This window comes from Enterobacter cloacae complex sp. 6730903 (assembly GCF_048283985.1).
Taxonomy (GTDB): Bacteria; Pseudomonadota; Gammaproteobacteria; order Enterobacterales; family Enterobacteriaceae; genus Enterobacter; species Enterobacter hormaechei_C.
The window spans coordinates 111,142-133,932 of the sequence record NZ_JBLVXX010000003.1 but is presented as its reverse complement, the minus strand read 5'-3'; the positions used below and the strand labels follow the sequence as shown (position 1 = coordinate 133,932).

The following is a 22,791-nucleotide window of genomic DNA, read 5'->3' as shown; positions in this document are numbered from 1 at the left end:
TACCTTCAGGAAAAGACCGCGTGCGATTATTTGCCCAATTAAGCTGGTACTTTCGTCGGGAGTGGCAACGCTACCTCGGCGCGGTGGCCCTGCTTATTATCATTGCCATTCTGCAACTGATCCCGCCCAAAGTGGTGGGCTACGTCGTGGATGGCGTTACGGAACAACATTACACCGCCGCACGGGTGATGATGTGGGTCGGTACGCTGGTGCTGACGGCCGTGGTGGTTTACCTGCTGCGTTATGTCTGGCGCGTGCTGCTGTTCGGCGCGTCCTATCAGCTTGCCGTTGAGTTGCGCGAGGACTTTTATCGCCAGCTGAGCCGCCAGCACCCTGAGTTTTATCTGCGTCACCGTACCGGGGATCTCATCGCCCGCGCCACTAACGATGTAGACCGCGTGGTGTTTGCCGCCGGTGAAGGGGTGTTAACGCTGGTGGATTCCCTGGTGATGGGCTGTGCAGTATTGATTGTGATGTCTACGCAAATTAGCTGGGAGCTCACGCTGCTGGCGCTGCTGCCGATGCCGCTGATGGCGCTGGCAATTAACCGCTACGGCGAGCAGCTCCATGAACGCTTCAAGCTGGCGCAGGCGGCGTTCTCGTCGCTGAACGATCGCACCCAGGAGAGCATGACCAGCATCCGCATGATCAAAGCGTTTGGTCTGGAAGACCGCCAGTCCGCGCTGTTTGCCGCCGACGCCGCCGATACCGGCGCGAAAAACATGCGCGTGGCGCGTATTGATGCCCGTTTCGATCCAACAATTTATGTTGCGATTGGCATGGCGAACCTGCTGGCGGTGGGCGGCGGCAGCTGGATGGTGGTGCGAGGCACGATGACTCTCGGGCAGTTAACCAGCTTTGCGATGTACCTTGGGCTGATGATCTGGCCGATGCTGGCGCTGGCCTGGATGTTTAATATCGTTGAACGCGGGAGCGCCGCTTACAGCCGTATCCGCGCCATGCTGGCGGAAGTGCCGGTCGTGAACGATGGCAGCGAGCCGGTACCGGAAGGTCCGGGTATTCTCAAGGCTGATATCCGCGCCTTTATTTACCCGCAAACGGAACATCCGGTGCTTGAGAACGTCAGTTTCACGCTGCGTCCTGGTCAGATGCTGGGCATCTGCGGCCCGACGGGCTCCGGTAAAAGCACCATTCTGTCACTGATTCAGCGCCATTTTGACGTGAGCGAAGGCGATATCCGTTTCCACGACATCCCGCTGCCACGTCTGCTGCTGGATGACTGGCGCAGCCGCCTGGCGGTTGTCAGCCAGACGCCGTTTTTGTTTTCAGACACCATTGCCAACAATATCGCGCTCGGGTGTCCGACGGCGACACAGGACCAGATCGAGCACGTGGCGCGTCTGGCCAGCGTCCACGAGGATATTCTGCGCCTGCCGCAGGGCTACGACACGGAAGTGGGTGAGCGGGGCGTTATGCTCTCCGGCGGACAAAAACAGCGTATCTCTATTGCCCGCGCGCTGCTGCTGGACGCTGAGATCCTGATACTGGATGATGCGCTGTCCGCGGTTGACGGGCGTACTGAACATCAAATTTTGCATAACCTTCGCCAGTGGGGGGAGGGGCGTACGGTCATCATCAGCGCGCACCGTCTGTCGGCCCTAACCGAAGCCAGTGAAATTCTGGTGCTTCAGCACGGGCATATTGCTCAGCGTGGTCAGCATGAGCAGCTTGCCGGGCAGACCGGGTGGTATCGGGATATGTACCGCTATCAACAGCTTGAAGCCGCGCTGGATGAGGAGGTCGCCGATGCGTAAGTTTGGACAGATGTGGCCGACGTTAAAACGGCTGCTGGCCTATGGCTCACCGTGGCGCAAACCGCTTTCCATCGCCGTGCTGTTGCTGTGGATCGCCGCGATAGCGGAGGTGACCGGTCCGCTGCTTATCAGCTATTTTATCGATAACATGGTGGCGAAAAGCTATCTGCCGCTGGGGCTGGTGGCTGGGCTGGGAGTGGCGTATGTCGGGCTACAGCTGACGGCGGCGGGGCTGCACTATGCGCAGTCGCTGCTGTTTAACCGGGCCGCCGTGGGCGTGGTCCAGCAGCTTCGCACGGATGTGATGGATTCCGCGCTGCGCCAGCCGCTGAGCGAGTTTGATACTCAGCCGGTCGGGCAGGTTATTTCGCGCGTTACCAATGACACCGAGGTGATCCGCGACCTCTATGTAACCGTTGTCGCAACGGTTCTGCGCAGTGCCGCGTTAATTGGCGCGATGCTGGTGGCGATGTTCAGCCTGGACTGGCGTATGGCGCTGGTGGCGATCGCTATTTTCCCGGCGGTGCTGATTGTGATGGTGATTTACCAGCGCTACAGCACGCCGATTGTTCGTCGCGTGCGCGCTTACCTCGCAGATATCAATGATGGCTTCAACGAAGTGATCAACGGCATGAGCGTTATCCAGCAGTTTCGCCAGCAGGCGCGTTTTGGCGAGCGAATGGGGGAAGCCAGCCGCTCACACTATATGGCGCGGATGCAGACGTTACGTCTGGATGGCTTCCTGTTACGCCCGCTGCTGAGCCTCTTCTCAGCGCTGGTACTGTGCGGGCTGTTGATGCTGTTTGGCCTGACGACGCGCGGAACCATCGAGGTGGGGGTGCTGTACGCATTTATCAGCTACCTTGGACGCCTTAACGAACCGCTGATTGAACTCACCACGCAGCAATCGATGCTGCAACAGGCAGTGGTCGCGGGCGAGCGTGTATTCGAGCTGATGGACAGGCCGCGTCAGACCTATGGCGATGACGAACGCCCGCTGGAAAGTGGATCTATCGCGTTTGATCATGTCTCGTTTGCCTACCGCGACGACCAGCTTGTCTTGCAGGATATCAACCTCGAGGTACCGTCGCGCGGTTTTGTCGCCCTGGTTGGGCATACCGGTAGCGGCAAAAGCACGCTCGCCAGTTTGCTGATGGGCTACTATCCGTTGACGCAGGGGGAGATCCGTCTGGACGGACGGCCCCTTTCCTCGCTTAGCCACAACGCGTTGCGTAAGGGCGTCGCGATGGTGCAGCAGGATCCGGTGGTACTGGCGGATACCTTTTATGCCAACGTGACGCTGGGACGACCTTTCACCCCTGAGCAGGTGTGGGAGGTGCTGGAAACGGTGCAGCTGGCGGATCTGGCGCGCGGGTTAAGCGAGGGGATCAATACCCGGCTGGGCGAGCAGGGCAATAACCTCTCCGTCGGGCAAAAGCAACTTCTGGCGCTGGCGCGCGTGCTGATTGAGACGCCGCAGGTGTTAATTCTGGATGAAGCGACAGCAAGCATTGACTCCGGTACCGAGCAGGCGATCCAGCAGGCGCTGGCTGCCGTGCGGGATCGCACTACGCTGGTGGTGATCGCCCACCGCCTGTCAACGATCGTCGATGCCGATACTATTCTGGTGCTGCACCGTGGTCAGGCCGTTGAACGGGGGACGCACAGAGCGCTGCTTGAGGCAAAAGGACGCTACTGGCAGATGTATCAGTTGCAGCTGGCAGGCGACGAGCTGGCCGCCAGCGTGCGTGAGGAAGAGTCACTCAGCGCCTGATGCACCATAACAAGGCAATGCGCTAACAGTCTTAACCGTTGGTGCAAAACTGAAACGCACCCTGCACTGCCATGGTGCGTTTTTTTTCACCTCTTCCCGGCGCATGCGCGCCGCGGCGCTTTCCTCCTCACCTTTCACTTCTGGCACACCCTTTGCAATATCCCTCTCGTGTTAGCTGCGGCCATTACCGAATTCTGACTGGAGGGGATATATGAAGCTGGTTACGGTGGTAATCAAACCATTCAAACTCGAAGACGTGCGTGAAGCGCTGTCTTCCATGGGTATTCAGGGACTGACTGTCACCGAAGTGAAAGGCTTTGGGCGTCAGAAAGGTCATGCCGAGCTTTATCGCGGGGCGGAATACAGCGTTAACTTCCTGCCAAAAGTGAAGATTGATGTGGCGATTGCCGACGATCAGCTTGATGAGGTGATTGATGTCGTCAGCAAAGCGGCCTACACCGGAAAAATTGGCGACGGCAAAATTTTCGTTGCCGAACTACAGCGCGTCATTCGCATCCGTACCGGCGAATCTGACGAAGCGGCGTTGTAAGTAACTCCTGGCACACAGTGATAGGGATCGAGAAAATGAAGAAAGCAACAATGAAAACAGGTCTGGGTTCGCTGGCACTGCTGCCGGGCCTGGCAATGGCTGCACCTGCTGTGGCAGACAAAGCCGATAACGCCTTTATGATGATTTGCACCGCGCTGGTGCTGTTCATGACGATTCCGGGGATCGCGCTGTTTTACGGCGGCCTGATCCGCGGCAAGAACGTACTCTCCATGCTGACGCAGGTTGCCGTCACGTTCGCGCTGGTGTGCGTGCTGTGGGTGGTTTACGGTTACTCGCTGGCCTTCGGGGAGGGCAACGCCTTCTTCGGCAACGTTAACTGGGCGATGCTGAAAAATATCGAACTGACCGCGGTGATGGGCAGCTTTTATCAGTATATTCATGTCGCGTTCCAGGGCTCATTCGCCTGCATCACCGTGGGGCTGATTGTGGGCGCACTGGCTGAGCGTATCCGCTTCTCTGCGGTACTGATTTTCGTGGTGGTCTGGCTGACGCTCTCCTATATCCCGATTGCGCATATGGTCTGGGGCGGTGGTCTGTTGGCTTCCCATGGCGCGCTGGACTTTGCGGGCGGTACCGTTGTGCACATCAACGCCGCGGTAGCAGGCCTGGTAGGCGCCTACCTGATTGGCAAGCGCGTGGGCTTCGGGAAGGAAGCATTCAAGCCGCACAACCTGCCGATGGTCTTTACCGGCACCGCCATCCTCTATTTTGGCTGGTTCGGCTTCAACGCAGGTTCAGCCAGCGCCGCTAACGAAATCGCCGCGCTGGCCTTCGTGAATACCGTTGTGGCAACCGCCGGCGCTATCCTCTCATGGGTATTTGGCGAGTGGGCCGTTCGCGGCAAGCCATCGCTGCTGGGTGCCTGTTCCGGGGCGATTGCCGGTCTGGTAGGTATTACGCCAGCGTGCGGTTACGTGGGCGTGGGCGGTGCGCTGCTGATCGGTATCGTCGCAGGTCTGGCGGGGCTGTGGGGCGTTACCGCACTGAAACGTGTTCTGCGCGTTGACGATCCGTGTGACGTATTCGGCGTACACGGTGTGTGCGGCATCGTTGGCTGTATCATGACCGGTATCTTTGCTGCCCAATCTCTGGGCGGTGTGGGTTACGCAGAAGGCGTGACCATGGGACATCAGGTGCTGGTGCAGCTGGAAAGTATCGCGATCACCGTTGTCTGGTCGGGCGTTGTGGCCTTTATCGGCTACAAGCTGGCCGATATGACCGTGGGGCTGCGCGTACCAGAAGAGCAGGAGCGCGAAGGTCTGGACGTCAACAGCCACGGCGAGAATGCCTATAACGCATAATTTGAGTGCTTTGCCGGGCGGCGGCTTCGCCTTACCCGGCCTGAAAAAGCATAATTCGCAGGCCCGGTAAGCGCAGCGCTACCGGGCTTTTTACATCACCCGCGATTGCGCATCACACCTTCCTGAACGGTAGAAGCCACCAGCACGCCATCCTGAGTGTAAAACTCCCCGCGTACAAAGCCGCGCGCGCTGGACGCAGAGGTACTTTCCACGCTGTAAAGCAGCCATTCATTCATATCGAACGGACGGTGGAACCACATGGAATGGTCAATCGTGGCGACCTGCATCCCTTTTTCGAGGAAGCCCACGCCGTGCGGCTGTAGCGCAACCGGCAGGAAGTTGAAATCTGACGCATACCCCAGCAGGTACTGATGCACGCGTAAATCTGCCGGTACGCTGCCGTTGGCGCGGATCCACACCTGGCGGGCGGGCTCAGCGGTATGCCCCTTCATTGGGTTATGAAATTCGACCGGGCGGATCTCCAGCGGTTTATCGCACAGAAACTTCTCTTTTACCTGCGGCGGCAGCAGATGCGCGAGTGCGCGGGCAATTTCGGTTTCTGATTTCAGATCGTCCGGAGACGGGGCAGGCGGCATCGTTTTTTGATGCTCATAGCCCGGCTCTGGCGCCTGGAACGAGGCGGTCATGTAGAAGATGGGTTTCCCATGCTGGATGGCCGCCACGCGACGGGCGCTGAAGCTTTGACCGTCACGCAGAACTTCCACGTCGTAAACAATCGGTTTAGCGCTGTCACCGGGGCGTAAAAAGTAGCTGTGAAACGAGTGCACCAGACGGTCTGCCGGGACGGTCTCCCTGGCGGCATACAGCGCTTGCCCCACGACCTGGCCGCCAAAAACCTGGCGTAAGCCTAAATCTTCGCTCTGTCCGCGAAATAGCCCTTCTTCTATTTTTTCCAGGTTCAGCAATGTCAGCAGATTGTTCAGTGCCTGACTCATAGTGGTCCTCAATAAACGCCGTGGCGAAAGATACGCTGAGTATAACCCAGAAATGAAAGTGGTCCGATGGGTAGAATAATCTTAATATCCGGACGAAATTAGGCATAAATCCGTGATTTGTGCCACACTTGTATTCGTTGTGTGAATAAAACGACATCAGATGGGATCGATCCCGCTGGTGCATTGATGATAAGGAGACTTCAATGAAACTCGTGCCTATGCTCAGTGGTGTAGCAATTGCGGTAGCGTTGTCCGCCTGTGCTGGTAAGAGTGCCGATGTACCGGTGCCAACAGCAAGCGCAAACGGGATTAACACCCTTTCACAGCAAGCTATTCAGCAGCCAAATGTTTCCGGTACGATCTGGATCAAACAGAAGGTTGCGCTGCCGCCGGATGCGGTTTTAACGGTCACGCTGTCTGATGCTTCCCTGGCGGATGCGCCGTCCAAAGTGCTTGCGCAGCGCGCGGTTCGTACAGAGGGTAAACAGGCGCCGTTCAGCTTTGTGCTGCCGTACAACCCGTCTGACGTGCAACCCAATGCGCGTATCCTCCTGAGCGCGGCGGTAACGATCAACGATAAACTGGTCTTTATCACCGATACCGTGCAGGAAGCGGTCAACAAAGGTGGCACCAAAATCGACCTGACCCTGGTACCGGTGCAGCAAACTGAAGTACCTGTTGCAACGCAGACCAATCAGCCGACTCTGCCTACACCGCCAACACAGATGTAATTTTCTCTCGCCCTCTCCATGTTGACGGGAGAGGGCGTCAGTACTCCCAGCGATACTTCTGCATATCAATCTGTCCTGCCCCGGACACCTGCACCCCTTCTGAGAGTAATGCCTGACGCTGGCGCTGCAAGTCCGGCCCGGTGAGGGAAATGGCGCCATGGCGATTGACGACCCGGTGCCACGGTAACGTGCTTCCTTCCGGTAGTCTCCTTAGGACGCCGCCTACCTGACGCGCCGCACGCGGAGAACCCGCCAGCCGGGCGACTTCCCCATAGGTCGTGACACAGCCTTCCGGAATCGAAGCCACGATTTGCCACACTCGCTGTGGGAAAGTGTCATGTTCGTCCATTGTTTCTCCTGCGGGAAATCAGCGAAGGGTAATGTTATACGAAGATAAAGAAGATTGTCGGGGCAGTTTGCGCAATAATCCAGCATCCGATTGCCAGCGGCTTGCAATTGAGGTGCTCCACAGGGATAATGCGCCAGCGCGTTGGTTATCAACGCTCTCAATGGGGGCTCTGTTGGTTCTCCCGCAACGCTACTCTGTTCACCAGGTCAGGTCCGGAAGGAAGCAGCCAGGGCAGACGACGTGGGTGCCGGGATGTAGCTGGCAGGGCCCCCACCCATTTGTGCTCCTCTCCAGTCGTTCCCCTGAATAAACCTTCTAAATTATGTGTCTATTGTATTTTCTGTAATACAGTCTTCATTTAACTGAAATAATAATGTCATAAACCTGTAATAATAGACTGTCATTTTATTTTCGGATGCCTTTATTCTGTCATAAGCTAAAAAATATATATCTGGATAACAAACTTATCTTCGTGTATTAAATTAAACACGTGTTCCGAAAGGATGTGACAATCATGGTTACTGCGGTTTTAAACGTTAAAATTGATGAAGCGCTAAAAGAAAGACTTCGCCACTATGCGGAAGACAATAATGAGAATTTAAGCGTGACCACAGAGAAACTGCTGCTGCTGGCATTTGAAGCAGTAGAAGAGGCGGGAGTATCGGAAGAGGATGTTGATAATCAGCATACGGAAGAAGAGAGCGTAACTCCATTTACTCCTAAAGAAATCAAAGCACTACGTAAACTTCTGAAGAAGAGAAAATGAAACAACAACTATCGACTGCCAGTGACTACAACGAGGCCTGCAATCTGTTACGTTCCGGCTACGTGAAACATGTTCGTCTTGGCTGGAATGTAGGAAGTGATGAGTTCTTTCGAATTGCGTCTGACTGGTGTGATACCGGTGCAAAAATAAAGAAAGAAGGGGATAATTTCATTATTTCGCTGAAAGGCTTCCCGATTCCTCCTCAACATTAAGCTGTTCTTCATGAAAACTGCTGACTGCATGCGTTACAGTCAGCAGTTTTTATTGTTTCTGGCAAATAATTTACACCAGGCTCCGTTTTACTGGCGCTACACTTTTATTTAATGCACGCCACAGCGGTTTGATCCGCAATAATGCCTCTTCAAGTTCTGGCGGACTGAGTGAGAAGGGCATTCGCAGGTAGCGGTCAAACGCGCCTGAAAGCCCAAAGCGCGTGCCGGTGCCCATAATGATGCCTGTCGTTTCGGCGCGTGCCGCCAGTTGCGTCGCCAGCATGCCGGGTAACTCAATCCAATATGAAAGCCCTCCCTCCGCTTCCTGAAACCGCCATTCGGGGAAATGTTCCCGCAGCATCTGGCCGCAGCGGTCGCGCCGTTCTGCCAGCATTTGCCGCCGGGCAGGCAGGAAGGTTTCACTGTTTTCGATAAGCCACAGCGTGGCCAGCTGTTCCAGCACCGGAGAGCCCAGATCCAGCGTGTCGCGCGTCTGCGCGAGGGTGGCGATAGTGCGTGACGAGGCGCGGATCCAGCCGAGACGCAGCCCACCCCAGAAGCTTTTGCCTGCGGAACCCAGCGTCATCACCGTGGCCTCCGGGTTAAAGGCGGCGAGCGGCGGCGGCGGGGGAGCATCGAACCAGAGATCGACCATGGTTTCATCCACCACCAGCGTGGTGCGGGTTTGCGCGGCGATGTCGGTTATGGTCTGGCGCGTCGCGGCATCCATGCAACGCCCGGTCGGATTATGAAAATCCGGCATCAGATAGGCCAGACGCGGGGCGGTCTGGGCAAGCGTTGCGGCAAAACCGTCGGTATCCCAGCCCGTTTCAGGCAGCGAGACGCCCACGGGCCGGCATAGTGCCCCCTGAATAGCGGCTATCGCCAGCGGGTAAGTGGGATGATCCACCACCACGCGATCCCCGGGGCCAGTCATCATTCTTAAGATCAGGGCAAAGCCGCTGACGGCGCCGTTCACTACCATCACTTCGTCTGCCCGGGTGGGGAGACCGCGTGCGGTGTAGCGGGCGGCGATAGCTTCACGTAGCGCCGGAAGCCCAAGCTGATCGTACCCGGTCAGCGCCAGATTCGGCGTGATGGCCGTTAGCGCGTGGGCGTAGGCCTGGTGGATCTCTGGCCCCGCGTTGAGCGCGGCGGTTGAGAGATCCAGCGCCGCGCTGGCAGTGGAAAGCGTGGGCACGGCGCGGCTGTCTGGCAGGATCGCCCGCGAACCGCTGCCGTGACGGCTCTCCAGATAACCCTCCTCCCGCAGATGCGCCAGCGCGCTGCTGATGGTGGTGCGGCTTACGCTCAGCGCGGCGGCCAATTCCCGCTCTCCGGGCAGGCGTGTGTTTAGCGCCAGCCTGCCATCCAGAATTAACAGGCGTAACGCGTCAGCCAGCTGGCGCCACAGCGGGGTGCGGGAAGAGGCTTGCTGCCAGTGCCCTAACAGGCGTACCAGAGACTGGCTTCCAAAACGACGTGATGACATATGCAGTCCACTATTTGAAAACTGGACATTAATCATAGTGCCATTTTCAACGAAGATGGAACCTGGTTCTTCGGAGAAGAGAAAATGGTACGTCGTCTGGTACAACTTTATGTCGGTTTAGGCCTGTACGGGCTTTCAACCGCGATGTTTATTCGTTCGGATCTGGGTGTCGACCCGTGGGATGTCTTTCACCTTGGCGTCGCTATCCAGACCGGGATGAGCATTGGCACGGTGATTATTTTAACCGGGGCCGCGGTGCTGCTGCTGTGGATCCCGCTGCGTCAGCTGCCGGGGCTGGGCACTATCAGTAATGTGATTTGTATTGGTCTGGCGGCAGATGCGTCAATGACGCTGATCCCTGAGCTCACCTCGCTGCCCGTGCGCATCACCCTGCTGGTTTCCGGCATTGTGGTTAACGCCCTTGCCACCGGGATGTATATCGGCGCGGGTTTTGGCGCAGGCCCGCGCGACGGTCTGATGACCGGCATACATGCCCGGCTGGGCTGGTCGATCCGCAGCGTGCGTACCGCGATCGAGGTGACCGTGTTGATCGTCGGCTACCTCCTCGGGGGAGCGTTTGGCGTTGGAACCGTACTGTATGCATTAACCATCGGCCCGCTGATCCAGCTCTGTTTGCCGTGGTTTCGTCAGGGACCGCGCATTCAGAAAGCCGCGCGGCCGGAGCGGATTGTTTAATTTTGCGAAGCGCTCACAGGCTATGATGGCGTAACTGTGTCAGAATAGAGACTTCTCTTTTTACGACGCCAGAATGTATGAAAGCGATCACTCTTTATGACGTTGCCCGCATGGCGGGCGTTTCCTATCAGACCGTTTCCCGGGTGATTAACGACGCAGAACACGTTTCTGCCCGTACGCGGGAAAAGGTCCGGCAGGCCATGGCGGCGCTACACTATGTGCCTAACCGTGGCGCGCAGCAGCTGGCCGGGAAACGTACCCGCACGCTGGGGCTAATGACCAGCGATCTGGCGCTGCATGCGCCGTCGCAAATCGCCTCAGCTGTAAAATCCCGGGCAGTGGAGCAGGGGGCTAGCGTACTCATCTCCATGGTGGAGCAACCCGCGCAGTGTCAGGCTGCTTTGCAGGAATTACTGGCGCAGCGCGTGGAGGCGCTGCTGGTGAACGTTCCGCTGGAAGATGCACAGGCAGAAATGCTTCAGGAAATGGCCTCGCCGACCCCGGTTCTTTTTCTCGATGTTTCCCCCACAGCTCGGGTTAACAGCCTTGTTTTCAATGCCGAACAGGGCGCTGGCCTGGGGGCAGAGCATCTGCTTTCGCTGGGGCACCAGCGAATTGCGCTGCTCGCCGGGCCGGAAAGTTCTGTCTCTGCCCGGGCTCGTCTGGCGGGATGGAAAACCACGCTGGCCCGGGCCGGCGTGGAGGCGTTTGCGGTGGCGCAGGGCGACTGGAGCGCGGCCTCGGGCTATGAGAAAGGGCATCAGCTCCTGGCGGGCGCGCAGCTGCCGGAGGCGATCCTCGTCGCTAACGATCAGATGGCGCTTGGCGTTTTACGCGCCTGTGCGGAAAAAGGCGTTGCGGTACCGGGGCAGATCTCGGTTGTCGGGTTTGATGATACGGCTGACAGCGCGTGGTTTTCACCTCCGCTCACCACCGTTCGGCAGGCGTTCCGCGAGGCCGGTGAGCGCAGCGTGGAGTGGCTGATGGCACCTGACCATCACGACGAACGCTGGCAGGAACAACTTCCCGTTACGTTGGTCGTGCGTCATTCCACCGCGCCGCGCGCCGCACGGCAGGCCGATCGTGAAGATCTGGCACAACAGCTCAGAACGCTGGCGCTGCTGGCGGAGAAACTGGCGCGCAGCTAGCACTTTTGTGATCGTGCTCGCCTGGTGACGATCAAAGTCTTTACCGCCACCGTTTACTAGGGCATGTTGGCTGAAATTGTGAGCGCTTCGCAAAGAGGTTGATATGTCTTCTACATTGCCGCTGACCCTCAGCGCACTTCTGGCGCGTCGTGACTGGGAAAACCCGGGCGTGACGCAGTGGAATCGTCTGGCTACACACGCGCCTTTTCATAGCTGGCGCGATGAAACCTTCGCCCGCGAGGATAAACTTTCGCTAAGCAAGCGTCTGCTTAACGGCGTCTGGCGATTCAGCTTTTTCCCGGCGCCAGAGCAGGTTCCCGAGGCATGGATAACGGACGATCTGGCTGACGCCGTTGGGATGCCCGTGCCGTCGAACTGGCAGATGGAGGGATTTGACACTCCCATCTATACCAACGTCACCTATCCGATAAATGTGAACCCGCCGTATGTTCCGGCTGAAAACCCAACTGGTTGTTACTCGCTCACATTTGAGATGAATGACGCCTGGCTGTGCAGCGGGCAAACCCGCATTATTTTTGACGGGGTGAATTCAGCTTTTCATCTGTGGTGTAACGGCCAGTGGGTGGGCTATTCGCAGGACAGCCGTCTGCCTGCGGAGTTCGATCTCAGCGCGGTGCTGCGACCGGGGCAGAACCGTCTGGCGGTGATGGTGTTACGCTGGTGCGACGGAAGCTACTTGGAAGATCAGGACATGTGGCGGATGAGCGGCATTTTCCGTGACGTCTCGCTGCTGCACAAGCCGGAAACGCGAATTGCCGATTATCAGATCGTGACCGATCTGAATGCCGAATGCGATCGGGCGATACTCCAGGTTGACGTTGCGCTGGAAGGCTCACGCTACGCCGAATGCGAGGTGGCGTTTACCCTGTGGCGTAACGGCGAAGCCTGCGCGCAAACCACGCAGCAGCCCGGATCGGCCATCGTGGACGAACGCGGCAGTTGGGCAGAACGGCTCACGGTGGCGATCCGCGTGAACGCTCCCGTGCTGTGGAGCGCTGAAACACCGGAATGCTATCGGCTGACAATGTCGCTTCGGGATGCGCAGGGTAACGTGCTGGAGACTGAAGCCTGCGATGTCGGTTTCAGACGCGTCGAAATCAGCAACGGCCTGCTGAAGCTTAACGGCAAACCGCTGCTGATCCGCGGCGTGAACCGTCACGAACATCATCCTGAGAAGGGGCAGGTGATGGATGAGGCGACCATGCGCCGCGACATCGAATTGATGAAGCAGCATAACTTCAACGCCGTGCGCTGCTCACATTATCCGAACCATCCTCTGTGGTACACGCTTTGCGATCGCTACGGCCTGTACGTGGTCGATGAGGCGAATATTGAAACCCACGGCATGGTGCCGATGAGCCGCCTGGCGGACGATCCGCGCTGGTTGCCTGCCATGAGCGAACGCGTAACGCGTATGGTGCAGCGGGACCGGAATCATCCGTCCATCATCATCTGGTCCCTGGGGAATGAGTCCGGGCATGGGGCGAATCACGATGCGCTGTACCGCTGGCTGAAAACCGCCGATCCCACGCGGCCGGTGCAGTACGAAGGCGGTGGCGCCAGTACGGCCGCTACCGATATTGTCTGCCCGATGTATGCCCGCGTCGATCAGGATCAGCCGTTCCCGGCGGTGCCAAAGTGGTCGATTAAAAAGTGGATCGGCATGCCGGACGAAACCCGTCCGCTGATCCTGTGCGAGTATGCCCACGCGATGGGCAACAGCTTTGGCGGCTTTGCCAGCTACTGGCAGGCATTCCGCAGCCATCCCCGGTTGCAGGGCGGGTTTGTCTGGGACTGGGTCGATCAGGCGCTGACGAAAAAAGCGGAAGACGGCACGGCATACTGGGCCTACGGCGGCGATTTTGGCGATAAGCCCAACGACCGTCAGTTCTGCCTCAACGGGCTGGTGTTTCCCGATCGCACTCCGCACCCCGCCCTTTACGAGGCGCAGCGTGCCCAGCAGTTCTTTACCTTTACGCTGGTGAGCACCGTTCCGCTGGTCGTCGATATCCAGAGCGATTATCTGTTCCGTCATACTGACAACGAGCATCTGCGATGGTCAGTGGCGCGTGACGGTGCGGTATTGGCTTCCGGCGAAACACCCCTTTCTGTTGCGCCTCAGGAGACGCAGCGCGTTGAGATCCCGCTGCCTGAGCTTGACGCTGAGCCGGGCGAGGTCTGGCTCAACGTGGAGATCGTTCAGCCGCAGGCCACGCCGTGGTCGCCGCCCGGCCACCGTTGTGCCTGGGATCAGTGGCCGCTCCCGGCTCCGCTGTACCTTGCGCCACCGAAAGCAGGCGGAACCCCTCCGCAGCTAACGGTGCAGGACGAAGCGCTGGACATTACTCATCAGCAGCAGCGCTGGCAGTTTAGCCGTCTCACCGGAAACCTGACCCAGTGGTGGAACGAGGGCGCTGAAACGCTCCGTTCCCCGCTAACGGATAACTTCACCCGCGCGCCGCTGGACAATGACATTGGTGTCAGCGAGGCGACCCGCATCGATCCGAACGCGTGGGTGGAACGCTGGAAAGCGGCAGGGATGTATGGGATGTCCGCGCGCCTCCTCCAGTGTGAAGCGGAGCAGCATGCCCGTGAGGTGGTGGTGACCACGCAGCACGTCTGGGAGCATCAGGGTAAAGCGCTGTTTATCAGCTGCAAGCTCTGGCGGATTGATGACCACGGGGTGCTGCACGGTGATGTGCAGGTGACGGTGGCGTCTGACATTCCGGAGCCCGCTCGCGTGGGCCTGAGCGTTATGCTGGCGGATATCCCGGAAACGGTGCGCTGGCTGGGGCTAGGCCCGCTGGAGAACTATCCGGACAGAAAACTGGCGGCGCAGCAGGGGCGCTGGGCGTTACCGCTGGAAGAGATGCAGACGCCGTATATCTTCCCGACGGAGAACGGTTTGCGCTGCGACACCCGCGAGCTGACGTTTGGCTCCCATCAGTTGCAGGGACAGTTCCATTTCTCCCTGAGCCGTTATAGCCAGCGGCAGCTGCATGAGACAACGCATCAGCATTTGCTGCGGGAAGAGGCTGGCTGCTGGTTGAATCTTGATGCGTTTCACATGGGCGTAGGGGGGGACGACTCATGGAGCCCGAGCGTAGCCCCGGCCTTCATTCTGCAAAACCGCCGGCTGCGCTACACGTTTAGCTGGCAGCAGAACGGCTGAGCCGACACGTGCGGCCACTGCCGTGGCCGCAATGCTTATCTCAGGATCCCGCTTGCGCCGTGAATGCTCATATAAATCCCGACTACCGCGATCAGTGCCGCTGAGATCCACGGCGCCTTGCGCGAAAAGGCGCTAAAGCCGGGCCAGCGCTTCGCCGCATGTTTCAAGCTTAATGCGGCAATTGCGCCAGAGGCGACGAGAGTGAGCGCCAGTCCGATACTGAAACTGAACACCAGCGTGGCGCCGAGCGCGAAATGTTTCAGTTGCAGGCAGATCAGCAGCACCGTAATGGAGGCCGGACAGGGGATAAGCCCACCGGTCAGGCCGAATAGCGCGATTTGCCCGGTGGTGACCTCTTTACCGTTGAAGCGTCGGTTAATGTCCTGGGCGTGTGCGCGCTGGTGGGCATCCTGCCACTCCTCTTCAACCAGAGGAGACGTGTGGTCGTGATGATGCGCGTGGTCGTGATGATCATGATGGTGATGATGATCATCATGGTGGTAATGCGGTTGGCTCTCATGCCAGGTTCGCCACGCCATCCACAGGGCGATCAACACGATCAGAACCCCGGAAATCAACTGAAACCAGGGCTCAGACGTATCTGCATCCCATCCCCGACCAAACCATAATCCCGCCATCGCAATGATCCAGACGACCGCCGTATGAGACAGCGTTGCGGACAACCCAAGCAACACAGCCTGTTTGAGCGTACCGCGGATCGCCACGATGAAAGCCGCCATCATTGTTTTTGAATGGCCTGGCTCGAGGCCGTGGAGCGCGCCAAGCAGGATGGCGCTGGGAACAAACAGCCAGGCGTTGCCCTGCTGAAGAAGAGAAGAAAAATCGTTCATGGAACATTCCGGGGTGGAAAACATGTCGCGAATACTACCCCCCCCCAGTAGTATAATACTACCCCCCAGTAGAAAAATACCCAGGGGGAGTAGAGCGTGATATGCTTTTTACGCCACCAAAGAGGAGCTAAGCGATGTCACACACGGTTCGTGATAAAAAGAAGTTATTGACCCGTTTGAAAAAAATTCAGGGGCAGAGCGCTGCGCTGGAAAAAATGCTCAACAGCGATCATGAATGCGCCGAGGTGTTACAGCAGCTGGCGGCGATCAGGGGCGCGGTAAACGGCATGATGATGCAAGTGATTGAGGGACATTTAACCGATCACGTGGTGAAAGAGCCAGAGGAAGCGCAGCGCGAAGCCGATCTCGGGGTCGTGATGCAGGTGATCAAATCGTACCTTAAGTAAGGTGCTTCTCCAGGTTGTGCCCGGCCCAGAGAATGAAATCCTCTTTAGGCAGCGCCTTGCTGAAATACCAGCCCTGGCCGTACTGCACGCCGTGGCGATGCAACCATTCGATCTGCCCTTCAGTTTCAATGCCTTCTGCGACCATCGCCAGTTTAAGCGATTTGGCCATTTCGATGATGTGGGGAGTCACGTTCTTGTACTCCAGCGCATCCACAAAGGATTTATCGATCTTCAGGGTATCGACATCCAGATCCTGCAAATAGCTCAGGCTGGAGTAACCCGTGCCAAAATCATCAATGTAGATAGCGTGTCCGGCGCGGCGAAACGCAGCGATGGCAGGCACGCTGAGGGCGGGATCGGCAAAGCCGCGCTCGGTCAATTCAAGGGCGATCTGGCGCGGGTGGACGCCCCATTTATTGAGCAACTGGCTCAACTGGCGAGGCAGCTCGGGGGACGTTAAATCCGATGGCGCAAGGTTGACAGAAATGTGCAGTTCCGGGTGATGGTGCAGCCAGGCGCCTAGATCCTCAAACACCTCATTCACCACCAGCTGCGTGAGCTTTGAAATAAGCCCCGTCTGCTCAGCCAGCGGAACAAAGAGATTAGGCGACAGGTTACTGCCATCCGGCTGCGGCCAGCGCATCAGCGCTTCAGCACCCACCAGTTTTCCACTACACAGCGCCACGATGGGCTGGTAGTGAACCTCGATCTCCCGGTTGTTGATCGCGTCGATCAGGCGGTGACGCGGGGACAGCAAACGGCGGAGGATGCGCAGGACAATAAGGGCAGCAACCAGGCTTAGCAAGATGCCAGCCGGTAGCCAGACGATCAGCTGCTGGTGCCAGGATTCCGCCAGCGGTTTTAACGACGCCCACGCGATCACCGTAAACCCCAGTTCGGGTACAGGCTTCAATACGTACATCGAGCCGTTGTATTGCACGCGCGTAACGTCCTGCTGCTCCTTAACGACAGAAAGAATATACGGGTCGACAATATTGCTTCTGGCAAATATCCGATGGGTTTCGCTGCCCACCAGGGCGGCATCCATCGAAATATCACCGAAAGGAACAACATCCACAAGCGAGGCCGGATCAACCATCACCAGATAATGTCCTTTCCCCAGAACGGCCATATAACGATCAATGCCAAGGTCGTTTTGCGAGGTGAGCCACGCGCTAAACCCGTCTGCGGTGATCCGCATCGGGGGCGGCAAGATCGCCGTATTACTGGATTGTTCCAGGGATGAGCAGAGCGGTTTCAGGCTATCGATATACATCACTTCCTGGATATAGCGCCATGAGAACGCGACCCGGCGCATTTCGCGTAAATGCGGGGGAGTGCAGGGCGGGGCGTGGAATGTCTGTAGGTGCGTGAGCGCCTGTTTTGCCTGCGCAACGACTCTGTCGGTACGGATCAGGACGCGCGAGGCATAGCTGTCCAGCGCTTCCACAAATTTCTCCTCAGCCTGACGATGCGCCAGCCAGATACTGAGGCACACAGGGACCAGCACAGAGAAAATCAGTACGCCTGTCACCAGGCTGACCAGATGTCGGGTTCGCATGCTGCTTTATCCTTCCCATATGCCCGCCTCGGGCCTGGAGTTTGCGCGCCAGAGGAAAAAGTTTTTTATCGCTAAATGATATAGTTATAGCATGCAACAGTCTCAGGCAGGTACCTGAATAAACCTTTCAAAAACAGGCTGAGCGTCACAGGGGTTGTTTTTGCAGCAAAGCTCAGATAGTATTTTGTTATGTTATAACAATACATGAAGGCCAGAGATGAAACCGAATATCCATCCAACCTATCGCACCGTTGTGTTTCACGACACCACGGCGAATGAATACTTTAAAGTTGGCTCAACGATTAAGACAGACCGTGAAATTGAGCTTGAGGGAAAAACGTATCCCTACGTTACCCTTGATGTCTCCTCTAAATCACATCCGTTTTATACCGGGAAGCAGAAGACCTTCTCGACGGATGGCAGCGCGGCGCGCTTCCGCAAGCGTTTTGGCGGCTTTCTTGATGCGAAGCGAGGCTAATCATGCAGGTGCTGAACTCATTGCGCAGTGCAAAACAGCGTCACCCGGATTGCCAGATAGTCAAACGCAAGGGACGCTTATACGTGATTTGCAAATCTAACCCGCGCTTTAAGGCGGTGCAGGGGCGTAAAAAAAGACGCTAGACGCGCGTTTCTCGCCAGCTTTCCAGGGATCTTTTCTGTTTGCCATCGGCGGTAAAATTGTCGGTGGCAAGCCAGCTTTCAAACGCGCTCGCCAGCGCTGGCCACTCTTTGTCGAGAATTGAAAACCAGTCGGTGTCCCGGTTTCGGCCTTTTATGACCAGCGCCTGGCGAAAACGCCCTTCAAACTGAAAGCCCAGACGCAGGGCCGCTTTGCGGGAGGGTTCGTTCAGGCTGTTGCACTTCCACTCATAACGCCGGTAGCCCAGGGTATCGAACACGTACCGCATCAGCAGATACTGCGCTTCTGTCGACATGGGCGTGCGGCTTAACAGTGACGAGAAGTGAACATGTCCCACTTCCACAACGCCGTTTTTAGGATCGATCCGCATCAGGGACAGCGTCCCGACAGGAGACTGGGTCTGGTTATCGATAACGGTAAAGTGGATGGGATCGGCTAATTCGCTCACGCTCGCCACCCATTCGGCAAACTCCTCTGCGGTGGCATCGGGTTCACGCAGCAGCCACGTCCAGCTTCGGGTATCTCCGGCCAGGGAATACGCAGAGAACAACGCGTGGGCATGCTCCACGCGCAGCGGCTCAAGCCGACAATAGTGACCCTGAAGGACCACCCGGGACGGGTGCGGCCGAGGCTGCCAGTCGATAAGGCTTTCCCCTACAGGTTGTCCAAACTCATTGAATGTATTCATCTTTATTCCCATGACGTTAAGAAGATCTCCAGATTAATGAATTGCTGGTTCCTTAAAAAGAACCACCAGGCTATGTTTTTCTGGTACCACGAGGAGGAAAGATGAATATACCGGGTGATGAGCTATACACCTTGCTCCATGCTGCGCTGAAAAAACGTGGGGAAGAGACGCTCCAGCGTGCGCTCTATCTTGCTTTGCGGGAGGCTGCGGTCCGGCAGCCATTTGCCCGGCTCACGAACGCTGGCGCAGCAGATCTCTGTGTCCCGAAATACCGTCAACGCGGCGCTGGACCAGCTCACGCTCGAAGGTTATTTGCTGCGTAGCCGCCAGGGCACGCGGGTGGGGCAATTCGCTCCTCGGACGATTGCCCGGACATTACCGGACCCGGACGTCAGGCTGACAAAACGTGTCGCCCTGCTGCCCGCGCCTGTGCCGCGCGACACTCCGGTGATGGCGTTTACGCCGGGAACGCCTGCCATCAACTATTTCCCCTTGCCGCTGTGGCGGCGGTTGTACGATCGCGTCCTGCGCGAGGAGGGTAGCGCCCTGTTAGGATATGGCGACCCGGCCGGTGAGCCGACGCTGCGGGCCGCCATTGCCCGCCATCTTGCGCTCTCCCGCGGCATTGACTGTGACGCCAGCCAGATAGTGATAACCGAAGGGGCGCTGGAGGGCGTCAATCTGTGCACGATGCTGTTAAGCGAGCCGGGGGATGTCGCCTGGGTGGAAAATCCCGGCTATAGCGGCGCCAAAAGCGCTTTTGTCAAAACCGGCCTGGCGATGACCGGCATACCGGTGGATGACGAGGGGATGTGCTGGGAAGGGCTGTCTGCGCCTTCACCCACGCTGATTTTTACTTCGCCATCGCATCAGTTCCCTTACGGAAGCGTGCTCAGCGCGCGGCGGCGTCTGGCGCTGCTGGAACTGGCCCGGCAGCACAGCGCGTGGATCATTGAGGACGATTACGACAGCGAATTTCGTTATACCGGTGAGCCCGTCCCGGCGATGCTGGGCATGCTCAACAATGCGCCCGTTGTGTATCTGGGGACGTTCAGCAAAACGCTGTTTCCGTCGCTCCGGATGGGGTTCATGGTGTTACCGCCAGCGCTGGCGAAGGCGGCGCGTCCTGCCATCGGCTCGCTGCTGCGCGGCGGGCATCGCGCTGAACAGCGCACCCTGGCGCTGTTTATTGAGGAAGGCCACTATGCACGACATCTTGCCGCCATGCGCCGCCTTTACCGTAAGCGTTACCGCCAGCTGAGGGAGGTGCTGAGCGCAGAGCTTCATACGCCGTACCGTGTTCTTGCCGGGGAAGGGGGAATGCACCTGACGCTGGCGATTGACGGTATCGACGACCAGCGGCTGGTGGAGCAGGCAAGAGCGTTTCAGCTGGCACCCGCTGCGCTGAGCGGATATTACCTTGAGACGAAGCAGGGACAAACCGGTCTGGTTTTAGGTTACGGCAATACCTCTGCTTCGCAGTTTGCGCCGGGTATCCGACGTCTTCAGGCGCTCATTACGCAGCAGTGGAGCGGGAAAGGGTAAAGACATCATAAAAAGAGAGCTGGCCCTTGGTGGTGACCATTTTCTGCAACTTCTCTTTTTGCCCGGCTTCGACGGCCGGCGAGTGCAGGATGCTGTCGATCAGCTCTTTCGGCACGTAACGCGTGTTGTACCACTCCCCGTTGTAGCACACGCGGAAATCGAGTACGTCGATATCTTCATACCGGTAACGTGGATTGACGTCGAAAAAGAAAAACGCGTTAAACACCACGAACAGCACAACCAGCAGCCAGACGGAATCGACCAGCGTTTCAGACTTCAGCATGACGATAAGCGTTGCCAGCCAGGCGGCGTACATGGCGACGAACAACCCGGGGTGTTTGCGAATAAAGCTGATGCTAAAGCGCGGGCGATTGTCGCGCTTTTCGCGGGTATTGAGATCGTCGATGGTGGCGGTAAGCAGGCGCTGTATCTCTGTCATTTTTTGCCTTTATGATTGTTGAAAATACAGGTGATCTGCCTATTTTATGAGAGGGGTTTAGGCGATGAAAGTAACAGTTATGCCAGGAAAAAGCATAACAGTTACTCAGGATGCGCTTACAGCATTTTAATGATTTTCGCCGGATTGCCGCCCACGACAGCATTGGCCGGTACGTCTTTGGTCACTACCGCGCCGGAAGCGATAACCGCATTATCGCCAATGGTGACGCCCGGGTTAATGACTGCACGTCCGCCGATCCAGACATTATCACCAATGGTGACCGGTTTACCGTACTCCAGCCCGCTGTTACGTTCGGTCGCATCCAGAGGATGCGTGGCCGTATAAATGTGCACTCCAGGCGCAAGCATACAGTTATCGCCAATGCGGACAGGGCAGACGTCCAGCATGACGCAGTCAAAGTTGGCGTAAAAATTTTTACCCAGATAGATGTTATACCCGTAGTCGCAGCGGAAGCTCGGCTCTATATAGGCGCCTTCGCTTTGACCCAGCAGGTCAGCTAATAAGGCGCGACGTTCGGCCTTCTCATCGGGGGCGGTATGGTTATAGCGATGAACAAGATGACGCGCGCGTAAACGGTCAGCCCTCAGCGTGTCATCGCCAGGGCGGTAATATTCACCTGCAATCATCTTCTGTTTTTCTTCACTCATGGGAACCTCTCTGGAATCGTTTTACGTAGCGTAAAGAGGATTAACCAGAAAGGGAACGTTCCCTAAAAGTGGCTGTGACGGGAGTCACAACATTCTTGCGCATAAATACGTTTTATACGGGAACCTGGCGTTTGCACTTGAAGCGTAATTCGAAAGGTAAATTCAGCTTAACAACGGGCGTAGTGCCTTTACAGTCTCTCTTCAATGATTAACGAACAAATTTCCATACCGAAGAGGGGATCTTGTCATACAGTTTATTCATGGTCAGTTCAGCCAGACGATGGTCGGCAGCTGAATAAAATACCGCCAGTTCATTATCAGACAGCTCGTATTTATTTTTCTCAATAACACGTTCGAGGGTGTCAATTGACTGGCAGCGTCGCAGGCGCATCAAATAATCGACTTTTGTTAATGGTTTATCAGACATAAATTCACCTTAGTAATTGTAATAATTTTAACAGGAAAGACTAACCGGATTAGCTCTGCTGACATTAGTGAAGCAGCGAAATAGACGGTTTCCTGATTTACGCCATTTCTGCAAATCCTGTGCGTTAATGCCGTAGCTGCTGAACAACATAAAGGTGTCGTCCAGGTATTCATCAATTTGCTCTATCAACTTATTATCTTCATTGTACTTAATTTTATAATTAAGTGCGAAGGTGGCGATATGCTCGATCAGCTCGTTGAGCTGTAAATTGATAGCAGACGTTGGATCGTTCACCCAGCCATGGTTACTTTCTTCAAGATTGGCAAGGCAGTCATGGTACAAGGATTCGCAGAGAAATTTCAACTGCGCGATATCATGCCTTTTTGGCGAGTACTCGTCCATAGCGCATCCCCTTCTGAGTGATTTTTTACTCACCGAACATCATGTCGGGATGGATACAACTTGCTTAGCCACACGGGAGCTGTGTTCCTGATAACTCTAACTATAAGCCACTCTGATCAAGATTTCACCGCGCTATTACGAAAAATTACAATTAAATCGTTACTGTTCGAGCCTTTACGCAAATCTACCTTTTGCCGCG

Annotated in this window: 23 protein-coding genes, 1 other RNA gene and 1 pseudogene; 15 read left to right on the top strand and 10 right to left on the bottom strand. The window is 56.8% G+C overall.

Translation table 11 applies throughout. The annotated features are described in order from the left end of the window. Positions 1 to 20: 20 nt before the first annotated feature. The 4 genes from ACNQ0W_RS02560 to amtB all read left to right on the top strand — a co-directional run bounded on the left by ACNQ0W_RS02560 (position 21) and on the right by amtB (position 5,421). The gene (locus tag ACNQ0W_RS02560; RefSeq protein ID WP_062932290.1) at positions 21 to 1,775 is read left to right on the top strand and encodes a SmdA family multidrug ABC transporter permease/ATP-binding protein; all 1,755 of its coding nucleotides are present in this window, start codon (positions 21 to 23) and stop codon (positions 1,773 to 1,775) included. Beyond that, a complete protein-coding gene (locus ACNQ0W_RS02555; protein WP_417933167.1) occupies positions 1,768 to 3,549 on the top strand; it encodes a SmdB family multidrug efflux ABC transporter permease/ATP-binding protein in 1,782 nt (593 codons plus the stop codon). The genes ACNQ0W_RS02560 and ACNQ0W_RS02555 overlap by 8 nt, the downstream gene beginning before the upstream one ends. A gap of 211 nt (positions 3,550 to 3,760) precedes the next feature. After that, a complete protein-coding gene (gene glnK / locus ACNQ0W_RS02550; RefSeq protein WP_006809867.1) occupies positions 3,761 to 4,099 on the top strand; it encodes a P-II family nitrogen regulator in 339 nt (112 codons plus the stop codon). A 35-nt stretch (positions 4,100 to 4,134) separates the two neighbouring features. After that, on the top strand, positions 4,135 to 5,421 hold the full coding sequence (gene amtB, locus ACNQ0W_RS02545) for an ammonium transporter AmtB (protein WP_022650485.1): 1,287 nt from the start codon (positions 4,135 to 4,137) through the stop codon (positions 5,419 to 5,421). Positions 5,422 to 5,516: 95 nt separating this feature from the next. Here amtB and tesB read toward each other — a convergent pair whose 3' ends face one another. Then, positions 5,517 to 6,377 carry an acyl-CoA thioesterase II gene (gene tesB, locus ACNQ0W_RS02540; protein ID WP_062932288.1) on the bottom strand — a complete coding sequence of 287 codons (861 nt, stop codon included), beginning with the start codon at positions 6,375 to 6,377 and terminating at the stop codon, positions 5,517 to 5,519. 203 nt (positions 6,378 to 6,580) lie between these two features. Here tesB and ACNQ0W_RS02535 point away from each other — a divergent pair, with 203 nt between their 5' ends. After that, positions 6,581 to 7,108 carry a YbaY family lipoprotein gene (locus tag ACNQ0W_RS02535; RefSeq protein ID WP_006809864.1) on the top strand — a complete coding sequence of 176 codons (528 nt, stop codon included), beginning with the start codon at positions 6,581 to 6,583 and terminating at the stop codon, positions 7,106 to 7,108. Between the two features lie 37 nt (positions 7,109 to 7,145). On the opposite strand, the gene ACNQ0W_RS02530 is transcribed toward ACNQ0W_RS02535, so the two are convergent. Beyond that, a complete protein-coding gene (locus ACNQ0W_RS02530) occupies positions 7,146 to 7,457 on the bottom strand; it encodes an MGMT family protein (protein WP_003859016.1) in 312 nt (103 codons plus the stop codon). Between the two features lie 170 nt (positions 7,458 to 7,627). Here ACNQ0W_RS02530 and ffs point away from each other — a divergent pair. From ffs to ACNQ0W_RS02515, 3 genes are all read left to right on the top strand, one after another. After that, an RNA gene (gene ffs / locus ACNQ0W_RS02525) (signal recognition particle sRNA small type) lies at positions 7,628 to 7,724 on the top strand. A 247-nt stretch (positions 7,725 to 7,971) separates the two neighbouring features. Beyond that, positions 7,972 to 8,223, top strand: a complete 252-nt coding sequence (locus ACNQ0W_RS02520) for a hypothetical protein (RefSeq protein ID WP_006809862.1) — start codon at positions 7,972 to 7,974, stop codon at positions 8,221 to 8,223. Further along, entirely contained in the window at positions 8,220 to 8,435 is a 216-nt protein-coding gene (locus ACNQ0W_RS02515) for a hypothetical protein (protein WP_015571263.1), read from the top strand. Before ACNQ0W_RS02520 ends, ACNQ0W_RS02515 begins: the two co-directional genes overlap by 4 nt. Before the next feature lie 70 nt (positions 8,436 to 8,505). Here the strand turns inward: ACNQ0W_RS02515 and ACNQ0W_RS02510 are convergent, their stop codons facing one another. Then, positions 8,506 to 9,927 (bottom strand): PLP-dependent aminotransferase family protein, encoded by a 1,422-nt coding sequence (locus tag ACNQ0W_RS02510; protein ID WP_062932287.1) that lies wholly within the window; start codon positions 9,925 to 9,927, stop codon positions 8,506 to 8,508. A gap of 84 nt (positions 9,928 to 10,011) precedes the next feature. On the opposite strand from ACNQ0W_RS02510, the gene ACNQ0W_RS02505 reads away from it, so the two are divergent. The 3 genes from ACNQ0W_RS02505 (at position 10,012) to ACNQ0W_RS02495 (ending at position 14,964) form a co-directional block, all read left to right on the top strand. Beyond that, the gene (locus tag ACNQ0W_RS02505; protein WP_062932286.1) at positions 10,012 to 10,623 is read left to right on the top strand and encodes a YczE/YyaS/YitT family protein; all 612 of its coding nucleotides are present in this window, start codon (positions 10,012 to 10,014) and stop codon (positions 10,621 to 10,623) included. A gap of 77 nt (positions 10,624 to 10,700) precedes the next feature. Beyond that, the gene (locus ACNQ0W_RS02500; protein ID WP_062932285.1) at positions 10,701 to 11,771 is read left to right on the top strand and encodes a LacI family DNA-binding transcriptional regulator; all 1,071 of its coding nucleotides are present in this window, start codon (positions 10,701 to 10,703) and stop codon (positions 11,769 to 11,771) included. A 103-nt stretch (positions 11,772 to 11,874) separates the two neighbouring features. Next, complete coding sequence (locus ACNQ0W_RS02495; RefSeq protein ID WP_048973760.1) at positions 11,875 to 14,964, top strand: beta-galactosidase; 3,090 nt, start codon at positions 11,875 to 11,877, stop codon at positions 14,962 to 14,964. Positions 14,965 to 14,999: 35 nt separating this feature from the next. Here the strand turns inward: ACNQ0W_RS02495 and ACNQ0W_RS02490 are convergent, their stop codons facing one another. Then, positions 15,000 to 15,815, bottom strand: coding sequence for a nickel/cobalt efflux protein RcnA (locus tag ACNQ0W_RS02490; protein ID WP_062932284.1), 816 nt, complete (start codon positions 15,813 to 15,815; stop codon positions 15,000 to 15,002). Positions 15,816 to 15,949: 134 nt separating this feature from the next. Between ACNQ0W_RS02490 and ACNQ0W_RS02485 the strand changes: the two genes are divergently transcribed. Further along, entirely contained in the window at positions 15,950 to 16,222 is a 273-nt protein-coding gene (locus ACNQ0W_RS02485) for a metal-sensing transcriptional repressor (protein ID WP_015571258.1), read from the top strand. Here ACNQ0W_RS02485 and ACNQ0W_RS02480 read toward each other — a convergent pair. Continuing rightward, positions 16,215 to 17,783, bottom strand: a complete 1,569-nt coding sequence (locus ACNQ0W_RS02480; RefSeq protein WP_062932283.1) for an EAL domain-containing protein — start codon at positions 17,781 to 17,783, stop codon at positions 16,215 to 16,217. The genes ACNQ0W_RS02485 and ACNQ0W_RS02480 overlap by 8 nt on opposite strands. A 217-nt stretch (positions 17,784 to 18,000) precedes the next feature. On the opposite strand from ACNQ0W_RS02480, the gene ACNQ0W_RS02475 reads away from it, so the two are divergent. Both ACNQ0W_RS02475 and ykgO read left to right on the top strand, forming a co-directional pair. Next, entirely contained in the window at positions 18,001 to 18,261 is a 261-nt protein-coding gene (locus ACNQ0W_RS02475; RefSeq protein ID WP_015571255.1) for a type B 50S ribosomal protein L31, read from the top strand. 2 nt (positions 18,262 to 18,263) lie between these two features. Further along, positions 18,264 to 18,404, top strand: coding sequence for a type B 50S ribosomal protein L36 (ykgO, locus tag ACNQ0W_RS02470; protein ID WP_003859006.1), 141 nt, complete (start codon positions 18,264 to 18,266; stop codon positions 18,402 to 18,404). Here the strand turns inward: ykgO and ACNQ0W_RS02465 are convergent. Then, positions 18,401 to 19,111 (bottom strand): GNAT family N-acetyltransferase, encoded by a 711-nt coding sequence (locus tag ACNQ0W_RS02465; RefSeq protein ID WP_062932282.1) that lies wholly within the window; start codon positions 19,109 to 19,111, stop codon positions 18,401 to 18,403. The two genes, ykgO and ACNQ0W_RS02465, sit on opposite strands and share 4 nt — an antisense overlap. A 101-nt stretch (positions 19,112 to 19,212) precedes the next feature. Here ACNQ0W_RS02465 and ACNQ0W_RS02460 point away from each other — a divergent pair. Next, positions 19,213 to 20,656, top strand: a pseudogene (locus ACNQ0W_RS02460) (PLP-dependent aminotransferase family protein). Here ACNQ0W_RS02460 and ACNQ0W_RS02455 read toward each other — a convergent pair. The 4 genes from ACNQ0W_RS02455 to tomB all read right to left on the bottom strand — a co-directional run bounded on the left by ACNQ0W_RS02455 (position 20,628) and on the right by tomB (position 22,592). After that, positions 20,628 to 21,095 carry a YlaC family protein gene (locus ACNQ0W_RS02455; RefSeq protein ID WP_017383209.1) on the bottom strand — a complete coding sequence of 156 codons (468 nt, stop codon included), beginning with the start codon at positions 21,093 to 21,095 and terminating at the stop codon, positions 20,628 to 20,630. The pseudogene ACNQ0W_RS02460 and the gene ACNQ0W_RS02455 overlap by 29 nt on opposite strands. Before the next feature lie 116 nt (positions 21,096 to 21,211). Further along, the gene (gene maa, locus ACNQ0W_RS02450; protein ID WP_017694396.1) at positions 21,212 to 21,763 is read right to left on the bottom strand and encodes a maltose O-acetyltransferase; all 552 of its coding nucleotides are present in this window, start codon (positions 21,761 to 21,763) and stop codon (positions 21,212 to 21,214) included. Positions 21,764 to 21,971: 208 nt separating this feature from the next. After that, positions 21,972 to 22,190 (bottom strand): HHA domain-containing protein, encoded by a 219-nt coding sequence (locus tag ACNQ0W_RS02445; RefSeq protein ID WP_015571250.1) that lies wholly within the window; start codon positions 22,188 to 22,190, stop codon positions 21,972 to 21,974. A gap of 27 nt (positions 22,191 to 22,217) precedes the next feature. Beyond that, positions 22,218 to 22,592 (bottom strand): Hha toxicity modulator TomB, encoded by a 375-nt coding sequence (tomB, locus tag ACNQ0W_RS02440; protein ID WP_006809850.1) that lies wholly within the window; start codon positions 22,590 to 22,592, stop codon positions 22,218 to 22,220. Positions 22,593 to 22,791: the final 199 nt, after the last annotated feature.

What these genes read in the sequence shown, in the direction of transcription:
- ACNQ0W_RS02555 (WP_417933167.1), top strand. Translation starts at nt 1,768, where the DNA reads ATGCGTAAGTTTGGACAGATGTGGCCGACGTTAAAACGGCTGCTGGCC.
- glnK (WP_006809867.1), top strand. Translation starts at nt 3,761, where the DNA reads ATGAAGCTGGTTACGGTGGTAATCAAACCATTCAAACTCGAAGACGTG.
- amtB (WP_022650485.1), top strand. Translation starts at nt 4,135, where the DNA reads ATGAAGAAAGCAACAATGAAAACAGGTCTGGGTTCGCTGGCACTGCTG.
- tesB (WP_062932288.1), bottom strand. Translation starts at nt 6,377, where the DNA reads ATGAGTCAGGCACTGAACAATCTGCTGACATTGCTGAACCTGGAAAAA.
- ACNQ0W_RS02535 (WP_006809864.1), top strand. Translation starts at nt 6,581, where the DNA reads ATGAAACTCGTGCCTATGCTCAGTGGTGTAGCAATTGCGGTAGCGTTG.
- ACNQ0W_RS02530 (WP_003859016.1), bottom strand. Translation starts at nt 7,457, where the DNA reads ATGGACGAACATGACACTTTCCCACAGCGAGTGTGGCAAATCGTGGCT.
- ACNQ0W_RS02520 (WP_006809862.1), top strand. Translation starts at nt 7,972, where the DNA reads ATGGTTACTGCGGTTTTAAACGTTAAAATTGATGAAGCGCTAAAAGAA.
- ACNQ0W_RS02515 (WP_015571263.1), top strand. Translation starts at nt 8,220, where the DNA reads ATGAAACAACAACTATCGACTGCCAGTGACTACAACGAGGCCTGCAAT.
- ACNQ0W_RS02510 (WP_062932287.1), bottom strand. Translation starts at nt 9,927, where the DNA reads ATGTCATCACGTCGTTTTGGAAGCCAGTCTCTGGTACGCCTGTTAGGG.
- ACNQ0W_RS02505 (WP_062932286.1), top strand. Translation starts at nt 10,012, where the DNA reads ATGGTACGTCGTCTGGTACAACTTTATGTCGGTTTAGGCCTGTACGGG.
- ACNQ0W_RS02500 (WP_062932285.1), top strand. Translation starts at nt 10,701, where the DNA reads ATGAAAGCGATCACTCTTTATGACGTTGCCCGCATGGCGGGCGTTTCC.
- ACNQ0W_RS02495 (WP_048973760.1), top strand. Translation starts at nt 11,875, where the DNA reads ATGTCTTCTACATTGCCGCTGACCCTCAGCGCACTTCTGGCGCGTCGT.
- ACNQ0W_RS02490 (WP_062932284.1), bottom strand. Translation starts at nt 15,815, where the DNA reads ATGAACGATTTTTCTTCTCTTCTTCAGCAGGGCAACGCCTGGCTGTTT.
- ACNQ0W_RS02485 (WP_015571258.1), top strand. Translation starts at nt 15,950, where the DNA reads ATGTCACACACGGTTCGTGATAAAAAGAAGTTATTGACCCGTTTGAAA.
- ACNQ0W_RS02480 (WP_062932283.1), bottom strand. Translation starts at nt 17,783, where the DNA reads ATGCGAACCCGACATCTGGTCAGCCTGGTGACAGGCGTACTGATTTTC.
- ACNQ0W_RS02475 (WP_015571255.1), top strand. Translation starts at nt 18,001, where the DNA reads ATGAAACCGAATATCCATCCAACCTATCGCACCGTTGTGTTTCACGAC.
- ykgO (WP_003859006.1), top strand. Translation starts at nt 18,264, where the DNA reads ATGCAGGTGCTGAACTCATTGCGCAGTGCAAAACAGCGTCACCCGGAT.
- ACNQ0W_RS02465 (WP_062932282.1), bottom strand. Translation starts at nt 19,111, where the DNA reads ATGAATACATTCAATGAGTTTGGACAACCTGTAGGGGAAAGCCTTATC.
- ACNQ0W_RS02455 (WP_017383209.1), bottom strand. Translation starts at nt 21,095, where the DNA reads ATGACAGAGATACAGCGCCTGCTTACCGCCACCATCGACGATCTCAAT.
- maa (WP_017694396.1), bottom strand. Translation starts at nt 21,763, where the DNA reads ATGAGTGAAGAAAAACAGAAGATGATTGCAGGTGAATATTACCGCCCT.
- ACNQ0W_RS02445 (WP_015571250.1), bottom strand. Translation starts at nt 22,190, where the DNA reads ATGTCTGATAAACCATTAACAAAAGTCGATTATTTGATGCGCCTGCGA.
- tomB (WP_006809850.1), bottom strand. Translation starts at nt 22,592, where the DNA reads ATGGACGAGTACTCGCCAAAAAGGCATGATATCGCGCAGTTGAAATTT.